We start from the raw sequence: 14,824 nt of genomic DNA on the forward strand, positions 1-14,824 counted from the left end.
AAGCCGAGGCCCGTGCCCGGGGGCTTCCCCGGGCACGGGCCTCGCCGTACCACGGCACGGCTGCTGCTCGGCTACCGCACAGCTACTGCGCGACAGCTACTGCACGCGGATCAGACGCCGACCAGGTCGCAGACGAAGATCAGGGTCTCGCCCGGCGCGATCTTGCCGCCCGCGCCACGGTCTCCGTACGCGAGGTGGGCGGGGATGATCAGCTGGCGGCGGCCGCCGACCTTCATGCCCTGGACGCCCTGGTCCCAGCCCGGGATGACCTGGCCGACACCGAGCTGGAACTTCAGCGGGGTGCCGCGGTTCCAGCTGGCGTCGAACTCCTCGCCGGTGGAGAAGGCCACACCCACGTAGTGGACGGAGACGGTGTCGCCGGCCTTGGCCTCCGGACCGTCACCCTCCCAGATGTCCTTGATCTCCAGGTCGGCCGGCGGCTCTCCGCCCGGGAAGTCGATCTCGGGCTTGTCGATGCTCACGGAAATTGCTCCTTGTTCACTTACGTACGGGCAACCCGGACAGTCTTACAGAACAGCCAGGATGTCGAGCGAGAAGACCAGCGTGGAGTTGGCCGGAATACCCTGCGACTCCTTGTCGCCGTAACCCAGCTCCGGCGGCACCACGAGCATCACGCGGCTGCCGACCTTCTTGCCCGCCAGGCCCTGCTGCCAGCCCTTGATCAGCTGCTGGAGCGGGAACTCGGCGAGCTCACCGCGCTTGTACGTCGAGTCGAACTCCTTGCCGCCGTCCCACAGGACGCCCTTGTACTGCAGCAGCAGCGTGTCGGTGGGCTTGACCACGGCGCCGTCGCCCTCCAGGACATAGCTGGAGACGAGCTTCTTGGGCGCGGCCTTCTTCGGGACCTCGATCGAGGGGGCCAGGCCGTCCTTGTTGGTGCCGACCTTGGGCAGGTCGATGTTGTCCTGCGCGACCTCCTTGCCGTCGGCCGAGCTCTTGCCGTTGAAGGTGCCCACGACGTCGACCACGAAGACGAGCGTGTCGGTGCCCTTGATCCCGCCCTGCGGGTTGCCCTGGCTGCCGTACCCGAGCGCCGGCGGAACGGCGAGCTCCACCCGGCTGCCGACCTTCTTGCCCACCAGCGCCTGGTCCCAGCCGGGGATGAGCTGGCCGACACCGATGGGGTACAGGGCCACCTTCCCGCGGTCGTAGGAGTTGTCGAAGACCTTCGCGGTGTCCCAGATCTGACCGAGATAGTTGAACTGCAGCTTGTCGCCCTTGGCGACCGTGGCGCCGCTGCCCTCGATCAGCGTCTTGACCGCGAGGTCCGTGGACGGCTTTCCGGGCCCCTTCGCGATGGTCGGCTTCTCACCGAACTTCGTACCGGCCGTGACGGCGGGCAGCGGACCGTCGACGATCTTCCCCGTGGGAGGCGCCGAGGGCGAGGGGCTGGATTCGGTCTTGGCCTTGTCGGACTTGTCGTCGCCGCAGCCCGCGAGCGTGAGCAGCCCGGCGGGCAGGGCGAGGAGGAGGGAGCGACGGCGCACGGAAAGCCTCTATCTGGTTGGGGGGTAGATCTTGCGTGTGGCGTGCGCGCCACTCTACGACGTGCGCGAGGCGCCGTACGTGAAACGTACGGCGCCTCGCGCCCCCTGGTGCCGCCGCCGTCACATGCCGGCGATGAGCTTCTCCACCCGGTCGTCGACCGACCGGAAGGGGTCCTTGCACAGCACGGTGCGCTGCGCCTGGTCGTTGAGCTTGAGGTGCACCCAGTCGACGGTGAAGTCCCGGCGCTGCTCCTGGGCCCGCCGGATGAAGTCACCGCGCAGCCGCGCCCGAGTGGTCTGCGGTGGTACCGACTTGCCCTCGAAGATCTTCAAGTCGTTGCAGATCCGGGCGGCTTGGCCCTTTCGCTCCAACAGGTAGTAGAGCCCGCGACGGCGGTGGATGTCGTGGTACGCGAGGTCTATCTGGGCGACCCGCGGATGCGACATGGTCATGTTGTGCTTGGCCCGGTACCGCTCGATGAGCTTGTACTTCATCACCCAGTCGATCTCGGTGCCGATCCGGTCCAGATCCTCCGCCTCGATGGCGTCGAGCGTGCGGCCCCACAGTTCGAGGACCTGCTCGACCGTCCCCGTACGGATGCCCCGGCGGTCGACGAAGTCGACGGCCTTCTCGTAGTACTCCCGCTGGACCTCGAGCGCGGACGCCTCACGGCCGCTGGCCAGGCGCACCTTGCGCTGCCCGGTGATGTCGTGGCTGACCTCGCGGATCGCCCGGATCGGGTTCTCCAGGGTCAGGTCGCGCATCACCGTGCCCGCCTCGATCATGCGCAGCACCAGGTCGGTGGCGCCGACCTTGAGCAGCATGGTGGTCTCGGACATGTTGGAGTCGCCGACGATCACGTGCAGCCGGCGGTAGCGCTCGGCGTCCGCGTGCGGCTCGTCCCTGGTGTTGATGATCGGCCGGGAGCGGGTGGTGGCCGAGCTGACCCCTTCCCAGATGTGCTCGGCGCGCTGGCTGACGCAGTAGACCGCGCCCCGGGGGGTCTGCAGTACCTTGCCCGCGCCGCACAGCAGCTGCCGGGTGACCAGGAAGGGGATGAGGATGTCCGCGAGCCGGGAGAACTCTCCGTGCCGGGCGACCAGGTAGTTCTCGTGGCAGCCGTAGGAGTTTCCCGCCGAGTCGGTGTTGTTCTTGAAGAGATAGACGTCGCCCGCGATTCCCTCCTCGTGCAGGCGGCGTTCGGCGTCGACGAGCAGGCCTTCGAGGATGCGCTCGCCGGCCTTGTCGTGGGTGACCAGTTCGGTCACGTTGTCGCATTCGGGAGTTGCGTATTCCGGATGCGATCCCACGTCGAGGTACAGGCGGGCGCCGTTCCGCAGGAAGACGTTGCTGCTGCGGCCCCATGACACAACACGGCGGAAGAGGTAGCGCGCCACTTCGTCAGGAGACAGTCGGCGCTGTCCCCTGAACGTGCACGTGACGCCGTACTCGTTCTCCAGCCCGAAAATGCGGCGGTCCATGACTGAACATTACGCCTGATGCCCTGCTCTGAAACCGGGTTCGACGGCACCGTTTCGATCATTTTCCGATGCGTTCTTTTCACCAGCGGGATGCCCGGGAGCTGCGAGGACCTGCTGAGTGGCCATCAGAACCAGCAGGGCGGCCACTCCCCCGGCGCCAGCCACGGCGAAGCCCGCGACGGTCCCGCCGAGTTCCACGGCCGGGCCCGCGGCAGCCGTACCGAGCGCCGCGCCCACACCGAACGTGGTCACCAGCCAGGAGAACGCCTCGGTCACCGTGCCCCTCGGGGCGTGCCGGTCGACCACGATGAAGGCGCACGCGATGGCCGGCGCGAGGAACACACCGGCGACGGCCGCGAGCACGGTCATCACGGCCACACCGGGGGTCAGCATCAGCGGCAGATAGCCCAGCGCGAGCAGCGCGACGATCGCCGTGAGCCGCCGCTCGGGGGCGCCTGCCCACTGCCGGGCCCCGTACACGACGCCGCCGATCAGCGCGCCGAGGCCGAGAGCCGCCATCAGCCAGCCGTAGACCGACTCGCTGCCGTGGTCGTCGGCGTACGCGACGCCGGCGACGGTGATCGAGCCCAGGGCCACCCCCACGAAGAAGAACGCACCCAGCAGGACGAGCAGCCCCGGCGAGCGCAGGGCCCCCAGCCAGTGGGCCTCACGGGGCGCGGAACGCCAGGTGCGGGAGGGTTCCGAGACGACCACGGAAAGTGCGCCGAGTACGCCGATGGCGTTGATGACCAGCAGTGCGGCGCCCGGCGACCAGAGCGAGACGAGCAGCGTGACCAGCAGGGGGCCGACGGTGAACATGATCTCCTGGGCGACCGCGTCCATGGCGTACGCGGCGTGCACCCGGTCCTCGCGCCCCAGGACCCCGGGCCACAGGGCCCGCAGGCCGCCCTCCAGGGGCGGTGTGAAGAGCCCGGCGACGGCGACGGCCCCGTAGGCCGCCGGGAGCGGATCGGTGCCCGCGAGCGCCAGCACCGCCATTCCCAGCCCCGAGACGATCGCCGCGGGCAGCTGGACACGGGGCTGGCCGTAGAGGTCCACGGCCCGGCCGAGCAGCGGCTGGCCGACGGCCGTCGCCAGGCCGTACACCGCGGCCAGCGCCCCGGCGAGGGTGTAGCTGCCGCCCTCGGCCCGGGTGAAGAGCACGATCGCGACATGGGCCGTGGCGCTCGGCAGCCGGCCCACGAGGGTGCCGACGAGCAGCCGCGCCGCGTGCCGGGTCCTGAGGAGTTCCGCGTATCCCGCGGCCATGTACGGTCCCTTCCGCCCCGGCGAGCCGGAGGTTTTACGTATAACGTCGTGGTGCATACGTACCATGTGCCGAGTCCGCAGGTCTACTCGGAAGCAGGCACCGTGACCAGGCCCACCAGCCGTGATGTGGCACAGGCCGCCGGGGTGTCCCAGGCGACCGTCTCGCTGGTTCTCGGCGACAAGTGGCGGGGGCGGGTCTCGGAGCGTACGGCCGGTCTGGTGCGGGACGCTGCACAGGAGCTCGGCTACCGGCCCAATCTCGCCGCCCGCAACCTCCGGCTCGGGCGGACGAGGACCGCGCTGCTGGTCGTGCCGGCGCTCACCAACGAGTTCTTCGCCCGCGTCTACACAGGCGCGGCCCGGGTCGCCGCCGCACACGACTTCGGGGTGGTGCTCTACCCCTCGCCCGAGGGCATCGGCCCGGCCCGCGACCCGTTCGCCTCCGCGCGGGCCGCCCTGGACGGTGTCATCGCCTCCTCGATGGCGGCCGGCGCGCTCGGCGCGATCCGGGGCGCCGATCTGCCGCTCGTGATGCTCGACAGCGATCCGGCGGGCACCGAGGCCGCCGCGCTGGTCAACCTCGACATGGCCGACGGCATGCGGCAGGTGACGGACCATCTGCTGGGCCTCGGCCACCGGCGCTTCCTCCACCTCGCCTCGGCCGTGGACTCCTGGACCTTCGAAGTACGGGCCCGGGCCCTGGCCGGGGCGCTGGGCGGGGTACCCGGCACGGTCGTACGCACCGCCCCCGCGCCGCTCACCGTGGACGGCGGCCGGACGGCGGCCGAGGCGGCCCTGTCCGCACCGGGCACCCGGCCCACGGCGATCATCTGCGACGACGACATCCTGGCCGCGGGCGCGTGCAAAGCGGCCCGGCGGCTCGGCCTGCGGATCCCGGACGACCTCTCGGTGACCGGCTTCGATGACCTGGCCCTCGCCACGGCAGTGGAGCCGGAGCTGACCACGGTCCGGCTGCCCGCGGAACAGGTCGGCGAGCGCGGCATGAACGCGCTGCTCGCGGTCCTCGACGGCCGCCCCCCGCAGACGGGCGACCTGCCGGTCACCCTGATCCCCCGGGCCTCCACGGCACCCCCACGGGCCCGCTGAGCGGCAACGAGCCGGGACCAGGCCGCCCCGGACAGGGCCGTGCCCCGGCTCGCACGGGGCGGGCCGGGGCACGGCAGGGGTGCTGCGGGGCTACTCCTCGGTGTCCGAGGGGAGCTCGGTCGGTTCGGTCGTCGCGCCTTCCGTCTCCAGCAGGCGGGTCAGCTGACGCCCGACGATGCGCTTGAACTTCCGCTGCTGCGGACGAGTCCGGTCCAGGACCGCGACCTCCAGCCGCTCCGCGGGGATCTCCCGCTCACTGCCGTTGGTCTGGTTGGACAGGGCCTGGACGGCCAGCCTGAGCGCCTCGGCCAGCGTCATCCCGTCGCGGTGCCGCTGGTCGAGGAAGGTGCTGATCTGTTCTGCGTTGCCGCCGACCGCGACCGAGCCGTGCTCGTCGACGATCGATCCGTCGTGCGGCAGCCGGTAGATCTGGTCGCCCTCGGGCTCGCTGCCCACCTCGGCGACGACCAGCTCCACCTCGTACGGCTTCTCCGCGGCGCTGGAGAAGATGGTGCCCAGCGTCTGCGCGTAGACGTTGGCCAGCCCACGGGCCGTCACATCGTCACGGTCGTAGGTGTACCCCCGCAGGTCCGCGTAACGGACGCCGCCGATACGGAGGTTCTCGTACTCGTTGTACTTGCCGGCGGCCGCGAAGCCGATGCGGTCATAGATCTCGCTGAACTTGTGCAGCGCACGGGACGGGTTCTCGCCGACGAACACAATGCCGTCGGCGTACTGCATCACAACAAGGCTCCGCCCGCGGGCGATGCCCTTGCGGGCGTACTCCGCCCGGTCGGCCATGGCCTGCTGGGGTGAGACATAGAACGGCGTCGACACCGGCTATCCGTCCCTTTCTGTCAATGGCGAGTGCATCTGGCGGATCCGGGGCCGCGTCAGAGCAACGCGGCGCGCGGACCGTCGGGCTGTTCGAGGCGCCGCTCGGTGATCGCGCGGGCGAGTTCGGAGGATTCCGCCTCGGTCAGCTTCCGGAAGCCCTCGTCGGTGATGACGGTGACGATCGGGTAGATACGGCGGGCCAGGTCCGGACCGCCGGTCGCCGAGTCGTCGTCGGCGGCGTCGTACAGCGCCTGTACGACCAGAGTGGTGGCCTGCTGCTCCGTCAGGTCCTCGCGGTAGAGCTTCTTCATCGAGCCGCGCGCGAAGATCGAGCCGGAACCGGTGGCCGCGAAACCGTGCTCCTCCGACCGGCCGCCCGTGACGTCGTAGGAGAAGATCCGCCCCTTCTCCCGGTCCACGTCCCAGCCCGCGAAGAGCGGGACGACGGCCAGGCCCTGCATCGCCATGCCGAGATTGCTGCGGATCATCGTGGAGAGCCGGTTGGCCTTGCCCTCCAGGGAGAGCGTGGCGCCCTCCACCTTCTCGAAGTGCTCCAGCTCCAGCTGGAAGAGCTTGACCATCTCGACGGCGAGACCGGCCGTACCCGCGATGCCCACCGCGGAGTACTCGTCGGCCGGGAACACCTTCTCGATGTCGCGCTGCGCGATCATGTTGCCCATGGTGGCCCGGCGGTCACCGGCCAGCACGACCCCTCCGGGGAACGTCGCCGCGACGATGGTGGTGCCGTGCGGCGCCTCGATCACGCCCTTGGTGGGCGGCAGCACCCGCTTGCCCGGAAGCATCTCGGGCGACTGGTCGGACAGGAAGTCCATGAACGAGGACGAGCCGGGCGTCAGGAAGGCTGCCGGCAGACGCCCGGTGCTACGAGGGTTGGCTTCCACGCGTTTCCTTCCGGATAGGCGGCGGCCCGCCCCCTCGGGGCCGAGCCGATCGATCTTTCGAACTGTGCACGGACCTTACCCGTGTCCGTGCCGGTCATCCGCCCCGGTGCGACCGGCTTTCACCGGCGGCCGGGACGGACAACCGGAGGTCCCCTCAACAGGGTCGGGGGAGTTACTGGCCGCCCTTTTGCACGAAGGAGCGCACGAAGTCCTCTGCGTTCTCCTCGAGGACGTCGTCGATCTCGTCCAGTACCGAGTCGACGTCGTCCGACAGCTTCTCCTGGCGCTCCTTGAGGTCTTCCGCGGCCTGTGCCTCTGCCGCCTGCTCCTCGACCTCCTCGGTGGAGCGCTGTGCCTTCTGCTGTCCGCCGCCGGTGTCCTTGGTCGCCATCTCTACCTCACCCCGCTCGGGTCGCCCGCTCGATTCGAGATCGATCTCCAAGATCAGACCCTACCCACAGGGTCTGACATCGGTCCCGAAATTCGTACAGTCCGTACAACGTCCGGGAGCCATCTCCATGATTCCCTTCCGCGCCTCGTTTCAGCCCCCGGACAGCACCCGGACCAGGTCCTCCGCCGTGCGGCACCGGTCCAGCAGCTCCTTCACGTGGTTACGCGTTCCGCGAAGCGGTTCCAGCGTGGGTACCCGCTGGAGCGAGTCCCGGCCCGGCAGGTCGAAGATGACCGAGTCCCACGAGGCCGCCGCGACGTCGTCCGCGTACTGCTCGAGGCAGCGGCCGCGGAAGTACGCCCGGGTGTCCTCCGGAGGCTTCGTCTCGGCGCTCTCCACCGCCGGCTCGTCCAGCAGCCGCTTCATCTTGCCGCGGGCCGCCAGCCGGTTGTACAGGCCCTTGTCGGGCCGTACGTCGGCGTACTGGAGGTCGACCAGGTGCAGGCGGGCCGCGTCCCAGTCCAGGCCGTCACGCCGCCGGTAGCCCTCCAGGAGCTCCCGCTTGGCGACCCAGTCCAGCTCGCCCGACAGGCTCATCGGGTCGCTCTCCAGGCGTCCCAGCACGTCCTCCCAGCGGGTCAGGACGTCCTTGGTCTGCTCGTCCGCGTCCACGCCGAACCGCTCTTCGACGTACTTGCGGGCCAGCTCGAAGTACTCCATCTGCAGTTGTACTGCGGTGAGTGTCCGGCCGCTGCGCAGCGTGATCAGGTGCGCCAGCGTCGGGTCGTGCGAAACCTGGTGCAGGGTGCGCACCGGCTGGTCGACGGCGAGGTCGACGGCGATGAAGCCGTCCTCGATCATGGACAGGACCAGGGCGGTGGTGCCCAGCTTCAGGTACGTCGAGATCTCGGAGAGGTTCGCGTCCCCGATGATCACGTGCAGCCTGCGGTACTTCTCGGCGTCCGAGTGCGGCTCGTCCCGCGTGTTGATGATGGGCCGCTTCAGGGTGGTCTCCAGGCCCACCTCGACCTCGAAGTAGTCGGCCCGCTGGCTGATCTGAAAGCCGTGCTCGTGGCCGTCCTGGCCGATGCCGACCCGGCCCGCACCGGTGACGACCTGCCGGGACACGAAGAACGGCGTCAGGTGCCGCACGATGTCCGAGAAGGGGGTCTCCCGCTTCATCAGGTAGTTCTCGTGCGTGCCGTACGAGGCGCCCTTGTTGTCCGTGTTGTTCTTGTACAGGTGGATCGGCTGGGCGCCCGGCAGCTGCGCGGCCCGCTCGGCGGCCTCGGCCATGATCCGTTCGCCGGCCTTGTCCCACAGGACGGCGTCACGCGGATTGGTCACCTCCGGCGAGCTGTATTCGGGGTGCGCGTGGTCCACGTAGAGCCGCGCACCGTTGGTGAGGATGACATTGGCCAGGCCGATGTCCTCGTCGGTGAGCTGGCTGGAGTCGGCGGCCTCGCGGGCGAGGTCGAAGCCGCGGGCGTCCCGCAGCGGGTTCTCCTCCTCGAAGTCCCAGCGGGCGCGGCGCGCCCGGTGCATCGCCGCCGCGTAGGCGTTGACGATCTGGGACGAGGTGAGCATGGCATTGGCGTTCGGGTGGCCGGGGACGGAGATCCCGTACTCCGTCTCGATTCCCATTACTCGCCGTACGGTCATGCGGCCCTCCTTGCCCGGCGGCGCTCCCACCCGGGAGCGGCGCTCAAGTACCGCTGGTGCTCCGGTGCGCGTGCGGTGCCCGTCCCCGCACTGCGCGACTCGGCGGTACCGACGAGCCTAGAACGCCTTTGCGCTGGTGGGGAGATCATTTCAGTCATTGCCCTAGCTCCTGCGGCCTCCTGAAAAGCAGTTGGCTGCGGATGCCCGGGGAGGGCACCCGCAGCCGCCCTGACCTTTACAGGTACTGACCGGTGTTTGCCACCGTGTCGATGGAGCGTCCGGTGTCCGCGCCCTGCTTTCCGGTGACGAGCGTGCGGATGAACACGATCCGCTCGCCCTTCTTTCCGGAGATCCTGGCCCAGTCGTCCGGGTTTGTCGTGTTGGGCAGGTCCTCGTTCTCCTTGAACTCGTCCACGCAAGCCTGGAGGAGATGGGAGACCCGCAGACCCTTCTGGTTGTGGTCGAGGAAGGCCTTGATGGCCATCTTCTTGGCCCGGTCCACGATGTTCTGGATCATCGCGCCGGAGTTGAAGTCCTTGAAGTACAGGACTTCCTTGTCGCCGTTGGCGTACGTGACCTCGAGGAAGCGGTTCTCCTCGGTCTCGGCGTACATCTGCTCCACGACGGACTGGATCATGCCGTGCACCGTGGCGGAGGAGTCCCCGCTGTGCTCGGACAGGTCGTCGCCGTGCAGGGGCAGCGAGGCCTTGAGGTACTTGGCGAAGATGTCCCTCGCCGCCTCGGCGTCCGGACGCTCGATCTTGATCTTCACGTCGAGCCGGCCGGGCCGCAGGATCGCCGGGTCGATCATGTCCTCGCGGTTCGAGGCGCCGATGACGATGACGTTCTCAAGGCCCTCCACTCCGTCGATCTCGGCGAGCAGCTGCGGGACGATGGTGTTCTCCACGTCCGAGCTGACACCGGATCCGCGGGTGCGGAAGAGCGACTCCATCTCGTCGAAGAAGACGATGACGGGGGTGCCCTCGCTCGCCTTCTCCCGGGCACGCTGGAAGACGAGGCGGATGTGCCGCTCGGTCTCACCGACGTACTTGTTGAGGAGCTCGGGGCCCTTGATGTTGAGGAAGTAGCTCTTCCCCGCGGGCTGCCCGGTCACCTCGGCGACCTTCTTGGCAAGGGAGTTGGCCACGGCCTTGGCGATCAGCGTCTTGCCGCAGCCGGGCGGCCCGTACAGCAGCACGCCCTTGGGCGGCCGCAGTTCGTGCTCCTTGAAGAGGTCCGGGTAGAGGTACGGGAGCTCGACCGCGTCGCGGATCATCTCGATCTGGTTGCCCAGACCGCCGATCTTGTCGTAGTCGATGTCCGGGACCTCTTCGAGGACGAGTTCCTCGACCTCGCTCTTCGGTACGACCTCGTAGACGTACCCGGAGCGGGGCTCGAGCAGCAGGGCGTCGCCGGCGCGGATGGTGACGTCCAGCAGGGGCTCGGCGAGCCGCACCACCCTTTCCTCGTCGGTGTGCCCGACCACCAGGGCGCGCTCGCCGTCCTCGAGGATCTCCTTGAGGGTGACGATGTCCCCGGCGCGCTCGAACTCCATGGCCTCGACCACATTGAGCGCTTCGTTGAGCATGACCTCCTGGCCGCGCCTGAGCTCGTCGGGCTCGACGCTGGGGCTGACATTCACCCGGAGCTTGCGGCCCCCGGTGAAGATGTCGACGGTGCCGTCCTCGTTCGACTGCAGGAAGACACCGAAGCCGGCCGGCGGCTGCGCGAGCCGGTCGACCTCTTCCTTGAGGGCCACGATCTGGTCCCGGGCCTCACGGAGCGTATTGGCGAGTCGCTCGTTCTGTGCGGACACGCCGGCCAGGTTCGTCTGCAACTCGACGATCCGCTCTTCGAGAATCCTCGTGTGACGCGGAGAGTCGGCGAGCTTACGTCGCAGGACGGCGATTTCCTGCTCGAGATAGGCAACCTGGCCGGCAGGGTCTTCAGACCCCCGCCCCGGCCGGATGCCGCGGTTGATGTCGTCGTCGTGGGCTGCCACGGTCCTCACCTCCTCCAAGGGGAGCTGGACGCTTCCTGACCCTACCTGGGCAGGTGGCGATTGAAACCCCTAGATCACAAAGACGGTAGGGGTGTGTCCGATCTCGTGTCCGATCTTCACCCTTGCGTACTCCCTCACGCCAGGGGAATACCCACCGTTCAACATCGGAAAGCGGCCGGTTGTATCGTCGAAGCGTTCAACACCCGTCAGGGCTGGCGCGACTTGCGTCAGGTTGGGTCACGCAGCGCAGGGAACGGCAGGAGATATGACCGTGCAGCACGAGGCGCCCAGTGGCAGCGTCGGCGAGGGCCGGGAGCTGCTCGAGGTCTGGATCGACCAGGATCTGTGCACCGGGGACGGCATCTGCGCCCAGTACGCCCCCGAGGTCTTCGAGCTCGACATCGACGGCCTGGCGTACGTGAAAAGCACCGGGGACGAGCTGCTCCAGGACCCGGGCGCCACAACACCCGTGCCGCTGCCGCTTCTCCAGGACGTCGTGGACTCCGCCAAGGAGTGCCCGGGCGACTGCATCCATGTACGGCGGGTCTCGGACCGGGTCGAGGTCTACGGACCTGACGCCGAGTGACGGATCACACACGCGCCGCTTCGGACAGGGCCTCGTCGGCCCGCAGGAACTTGCCGTCCGTCCACTGCCACTTGGCCTGGCGCCGCTCGTCCGGGCAGCAACGCGGCACTGCGTCGGAGGAATAGCCGAGCAGCGTCGCGGTGACCGTTCCGTCACGGACCGCGAGAGCGTCGACGCTCAGCTTCTCAGCCGGATCGACCAGGGTGGCCACGACCCTGGGGGCGGATCCCTGCGCGGCCTGCCGCGCCAGTACGTACAGCCCGCTCGGCGGGGTGCCCGAGCCCGACTCGCAGCGGACCGCGACAACGTTCTCCTGCCGTCCGTCGCCGTCGAGGTCGCCCGCCGCCTGCTGGGTCACCAGCTCCTTCGCGCCCCCGCAGTCCAGCGGGAAGTCAACGCCGGCAGGACCGGGCGCGGGCAGGGCCGGTCCGGGTGCGGTCACCGTTTGCGCGGCGGCCTGGGACGCGGTGGCATCGTCGGGTTGGAGCAGGCCGGCGGCCGCGACGACCGCCGCCATCGCCGTGGCGGTGGCGAGCCAGTGCGCCGGGCGGGTGCGGGTGTGCGCCAGGTCCGGGACGTCCGAGGTCTGCACGCGGAGTGTCTCCTGTGGGGCGGTGGTGCCGGGGGTGGCCAGCATCGTGCCACACGTCACACCGGGGTGGAACGACCGGGTCCGTACTTCCTTCGGACTCGCCCCTTCAACGAAAAGGCGCCGCCGCACAGTTCCCGTCCTGAGCGGGGGAACTGTGCGGCGGCGCTTGTACGTTGGAAGCCTCTGCGGGGTCAGCCGCGGGAGGCGGACCCGCTCTCGCTGCCGGGACCGGTGTAGTCCTCGCCGTACGCGCCCTTGGCGGGCCGGCGGCGGCGCAGCGGGGGCTCCACGCCGTCCGCGAGGCGCCGTGCGGTGACCAGGAAGCCGGTGTGGCCGATCATCCGGTGGTCCGGCCGGACGGCCAGGCCCTCGACGTGCCAGTTGCGGATCATCGACTCCCACGGCTGAGGCTCGGCGAAGCAGCCGATCTCGCGGATCGCCTCGACGGTGCGGGCGAGCTGCGTGGTGGTCGCGACGTACGCGCAGAGGATGCCGCCGGGCACGAGCGCCTTGGAGACGGCCTCCAGGCACTCCCAGGGGGCGAGCATGTCCAGGATCACGCGGTCGACGTCGGTGTCGGACAGGTTGTCCTGGAGGTCACCGACCGTGAGCTGCCACGCGGGGTGGGGGCCGCCGAAGTAACGCTCCACGTTCTGGGTGGCGATCTCGGCGAAGTCCGCCCGGCGCTCGTAGCTGTGCAGCATGCCCTGGTCGCCGATGGCGCGCAGCAGGAAGCTGCTGAGCGATCCGGAGCCCACTCCCGCCTCCACGACGCGGGCGCCGGGGAAGATGTCGGCGAAGGCCAGGATCTGGCCCGCGTCCTTGGGGTAGACCACGGCGGCGCCGCGGGGCATGGACAGGACATAGTCGGGGAGCAGGGGGCGCAGCGCGAGGTAGGCGACGTTTCCCGTGGTACGGACAACACTGCCCTCGGGAGCACCGATCAGCTCGTCGTGCGGGAAGGAACCCTTGTGGGTGTGGAAGTTCTTCCCGGCTTCGAGCGTGAACGTGTAGTGGCGTCCCTTGGGGTCGGTGAGCTGGACCTGGTCCCCGACCTTGAAGGGCCCGCGACGGCGGGCGGCACCGGTCGGTTCGGACATGTGAACAGCCTACCGGCCACCACAGGGTGCTGATTGCCGCGAGTCTCCGGAGGCGAACCCAGCGCCCGGCCGGCCCCGGACAGGGTCTAGGACGCGGGCCGCGCCATGGCCTGGACGAAGGCCTTCTCCACGTCGGCCGTGGACAGTACACCGTAGATCTCGCCCGTCTCCTCGACCACCAGGTACTCGGTGGCCGGGGTGGCGCGCAGGGTGTCGAGGAGTTCCTCGCCGGCCAGTTCGGCCGAGACCCTCATGCCTGCCTTGATGTCCTGGGCGAGGCCGCTCACCGCGACCCAGGGGCGGCGGTGCTGGGGGACGCCCGCGATGGCCGCCTCGCGCACCAGGCCGGTGGGGTCGCCCTGCCCGTCGACGACGACCAGCGCGCGTGCGCCGGCCTCGTTGGCGCGGCGCAGGGCCTCGGAGAGGGGGGTGTGGGACTCGACCGGGACGGCACGCCGGGTGAGAGTGCGGGCACGGAGCCCGGGGAGGTGTTCACGCAGCCGGGCCATGCGCAGGCTGTTGCCCGCCCCGGTCCAGATGATCGCGGCGAGGATGGCGGCGAGGAGCGCGTCGGTGACGGTGTCCATGCCGCCGATCTCCTCGGTGGGGTTACCGAGGAGGCCGGTGTGGGTGAGCAGCGGCAGGCCGAGGAGTACGGCGACGGCGAGGGCCCGTCCCACCCAGGCGGCGGCGACGGTGCCGGCCATCGGCTTGCCGGTGATCTTCCACACGACGGCCCGCAGCATCCGGCCGCCGTCGAGCGGCAGCCCGGGCAGCAGGTTGAACGCGGCCACGATGAGGTTGGAGATCATCAGGCCGGCGAGCAGCACGCCCGGTACGGTGCCGGGCTCGACGGTCTGCATGGCGGCGTAGAACGCGCCGGCCAGGACCAGCGAGAGCAGCGGGCCGACGAAGGCGAGGACGAATTCGCGGCCGGGGGTCTCCGACTCCTTCTCGATCTCGGAGACGCCGCCGAAGAACTGGAGCTGGATCCGGCGCACCGGCAGCTTGAAGCGCAGGGCGGCGACGGTGTGGGCCAGTTCGTGGACGAGTACGGACGCGTAGAAGGCGACGGCGAAGAAGAGGGAGACCAGATAACGGGCGCTGCCGAGTTCGGGCAGGATGCGGTCGAGCTGGCCGCCGAAGACCCAGGTGATGAGCGCGGCCACGAGGAACCAGCTGGGGGCGACGTACACGGGCACGCCGAAGGGGCGGCCCATCAGGAGGCCGCCACCGGGTTCGCGCGTGCGCTGCGGCTTGCCGTCCCCGGGTGAGGAGCCGGGATCCGCTCCCCCGCCGCCGGACCGCGGCCGCCCGCTGTCGCCGCTCTCGTCCACGGTGTCCCCTCTGTCGGAAGCGTCCCTCACTGTTGCATGCTGTGATCCC

14 protein-coding genes are annotated in these 14,824 nt (G+C 69.5%); 2 read left to right on the top strand and 12 right to left on the bottom strand.

All coding sequences use genetic code 11. The features are described 5' to 3' along the window. Positions 1–110 precede the first annotated feature (110 nt). The 4 genes from ACWV17_RS01020 to ACWV17_RS01035 all read right to left on the bottom strand — a co-directional run bounded on the left by ACWV17_RS01020 (position 111) and on the right by ACWV17_RS01035 (position 4,259). Positions 111–482, bottom strand: a complete 372-nt coding sequence (locus ACWV17_RS01020; protein WP_455355071.1) for an FKBP-type peptidyl-prolyl cis-trans isomerase — start codon at positions 480–482, stop codon at positions 111–113. A 45-nt stretch (positions 483–527) separates the two neighbouring features. Beyond that, the gene (locus ACWV17_RS01025; RefSeq protein ID WP_455355070.1) at positions 528–1,508 is read right to left on the bottom strand and encodes an FKBP-type peptidyl-prolyl cis-trans isomerase; all 981 of its coding nucleotides are present in this window, start codon (positions 1,506–1,508) and stop codon (positions 528–530) included. Between the two features lie 120 nt (positions 1,509–1,628). Continuing rightward, complete coding sequence (gene pafA, locus ACWV17_RS01030; protein ID WP_389193609.1) at positions 1,629–2,990, bottom strand: Pup--protein ligase; 1,362 nt, start codon at positions 2,988–2,990, stop codon at positions 1,629–1,631. Between the two features lie 9 nt (positions 2,991–2,999). Next, positions 3,000–4,259 (bottom strand): MFS transporter, encoded by a 1,260-nt coding sequence (locus ACWV17_RS01035; RefSeq protein ID WP_455358065.1) that lies wholly within the window; start codon positions 4,257–4,259, stop codon positions 3,000–3,002. A 102-nt stretch (positions 4,260–4,361) separates the two neighbouring features. On the opposite strand from ACWV17_RS01035, the gene ACWV17_RS01040 reads away from it, so the two are divergent. Beyond that, the gene (locus ACWV17_RS01040) at positions 4,362–5,366 is read left to right on the top strand and encodes a LacI family DNA-binding transcriptional regulator (RefSeq protein ID WP_455358066.1); all 1,005 of its coding nucleotides are present in this window, start codon (positions 4,362–4,364) and stop codon (positions 5,364–5,366) included. Between the two features lie 90 nt (positions 5,367–5,456). Here the strand turns inward: ACWV17_RS01040 and prcA are convergent, their stop codons facing one another. The 5 genes from prcA to arc form a co-directional block, all read right to left on the bottom strand. Beyond that, on the bottom strand, positions 5,457–6,203 hold the full coding sequence (prcA, locus tag ACWV17_RS01045) for a proteasome subunit alpha (protein WP_455355067.1): 747 nt from the start codon (positions 6,201–6,203) through the stop codon (positions 5,457–5,459). Positions 6,204–6,259: 56 nt separating this feature from the next. Continuing rightward, a complete protein-coding gene (prcB, locus tag ACWV17_RS01050; RefSeq protein WP_455355066.1) occupies positions 6,260–7,105 on the bottom strand; it encodes a proteasome subunit beta in 846 nt (281 codons plus the stop codon). Between the two features lie 172 nt (positions 7,106–7,277). Continuing rightward, the gene (locus ACWV17_RS01055; protein WP_254370025.1) at positions 7,278–7,496 is read right to left on the bottom strand and encodes a ubiquitin-like protein Pup; all 219 of its coding nucleotides are present in this window, start codon (positions 7,494–7,496) and stop codon (positions 7,278–7,280) included. A gap of 150 nt (positions 7,497–7,646) precedes the next feature. After that, positions 7,647–9,158: a depupylase/deamidase Dop gene (gene dop / locus ACWV17_RS01060; RefSeq protein ID WP_455355065.1), complete on the bottom strand. Its 1,512-nt coding sequence runs from the start codon at positions 9,156–9,158 to the stop codon at positions 7,647–7,649. Between the two features lie 235 nt (positions 9,159–9,393). Next, a complete protein-coding gene (arc, locus tag ACWV17_RS01065) occupies positions 9,394–11,160 on the bottom strand; it encodes a proteasome ATPase (protein WP_455355064.1) in 1,767 nt (588 codons plus the stop codon). Between the two features lie 265 nt (positions 11,161–11,425). On the opposite strand from arc, the gene ACWV17_RS01070 reads away from it, so the two are divergent. Then, the gene (locus ACWV17_RS01070; protein ID WP_455355063.1) at positions 11,426–11,746 is read left to right on the top strand and encodes a ferredoxin; all 321 of its coding nucleotides are present in this window, start codon (positions 11,426–11,428) and stop codon (positions 11,744–11,746) included. A 4-nt stretch (positions 11,747–11,750) separates the two neighbouring features. Here the strand turns inward: ACWV17_RS01070 and ACWV17_RS01075 are convergent, their stop codons facing one another. The 3 genes from ACWV17_RS01075 to ACWV17_RS01085 all read right to left on the bottom strand — a co-directional run bounded on the left by ACWV17_RS01075 (position 11,751) and on the right by ACWV17_RS01085 (position 14,775). Next, positions 11,751–12,338 (bottom strand): hypothetical protein, encoded by a 588-nt coding sequence (locus ACWV17_RS01075; protein ID WP_455358067.1) that lies wholly within the window; start codon positions 12,336–12,338, stop codon positions 11,751–11,753. 191 nt (positions 12,339–12,529) lie between these two features. Next, positions 12,530–13,438 carry a tRNA (adenine-N1)-methyltransferase gene (locus tag ACWV17_RS01080; RefSeq protein WP_455355061.1) on the bottom strand — a complete coding sequence of 303 codons (909 nt, stop codon included), beginning with the start codon at positions 13,436–13,438 and terminating at the stop codon, positions 12,530–12,532. Between the two features lie 86 nt (positions 13,439–13,524). Further along, the gene (locus ACWV17_RS01085) at positions 13,525–14,775 is read right to left on the bottom strand and encodes a site-2 protease family protein (protein ID WP_455355177.1); all 1,251 of its coding nucleotides are present in this window, start codon (positions 14,773–14,775) and stop codon (positions 13,525–13,527) included. Positions 14,776–14,824 lie beyond the last annotated feature (49 nt).

Source organism: Streptomyces mabaensis (genome assembly GCF_053763515.1).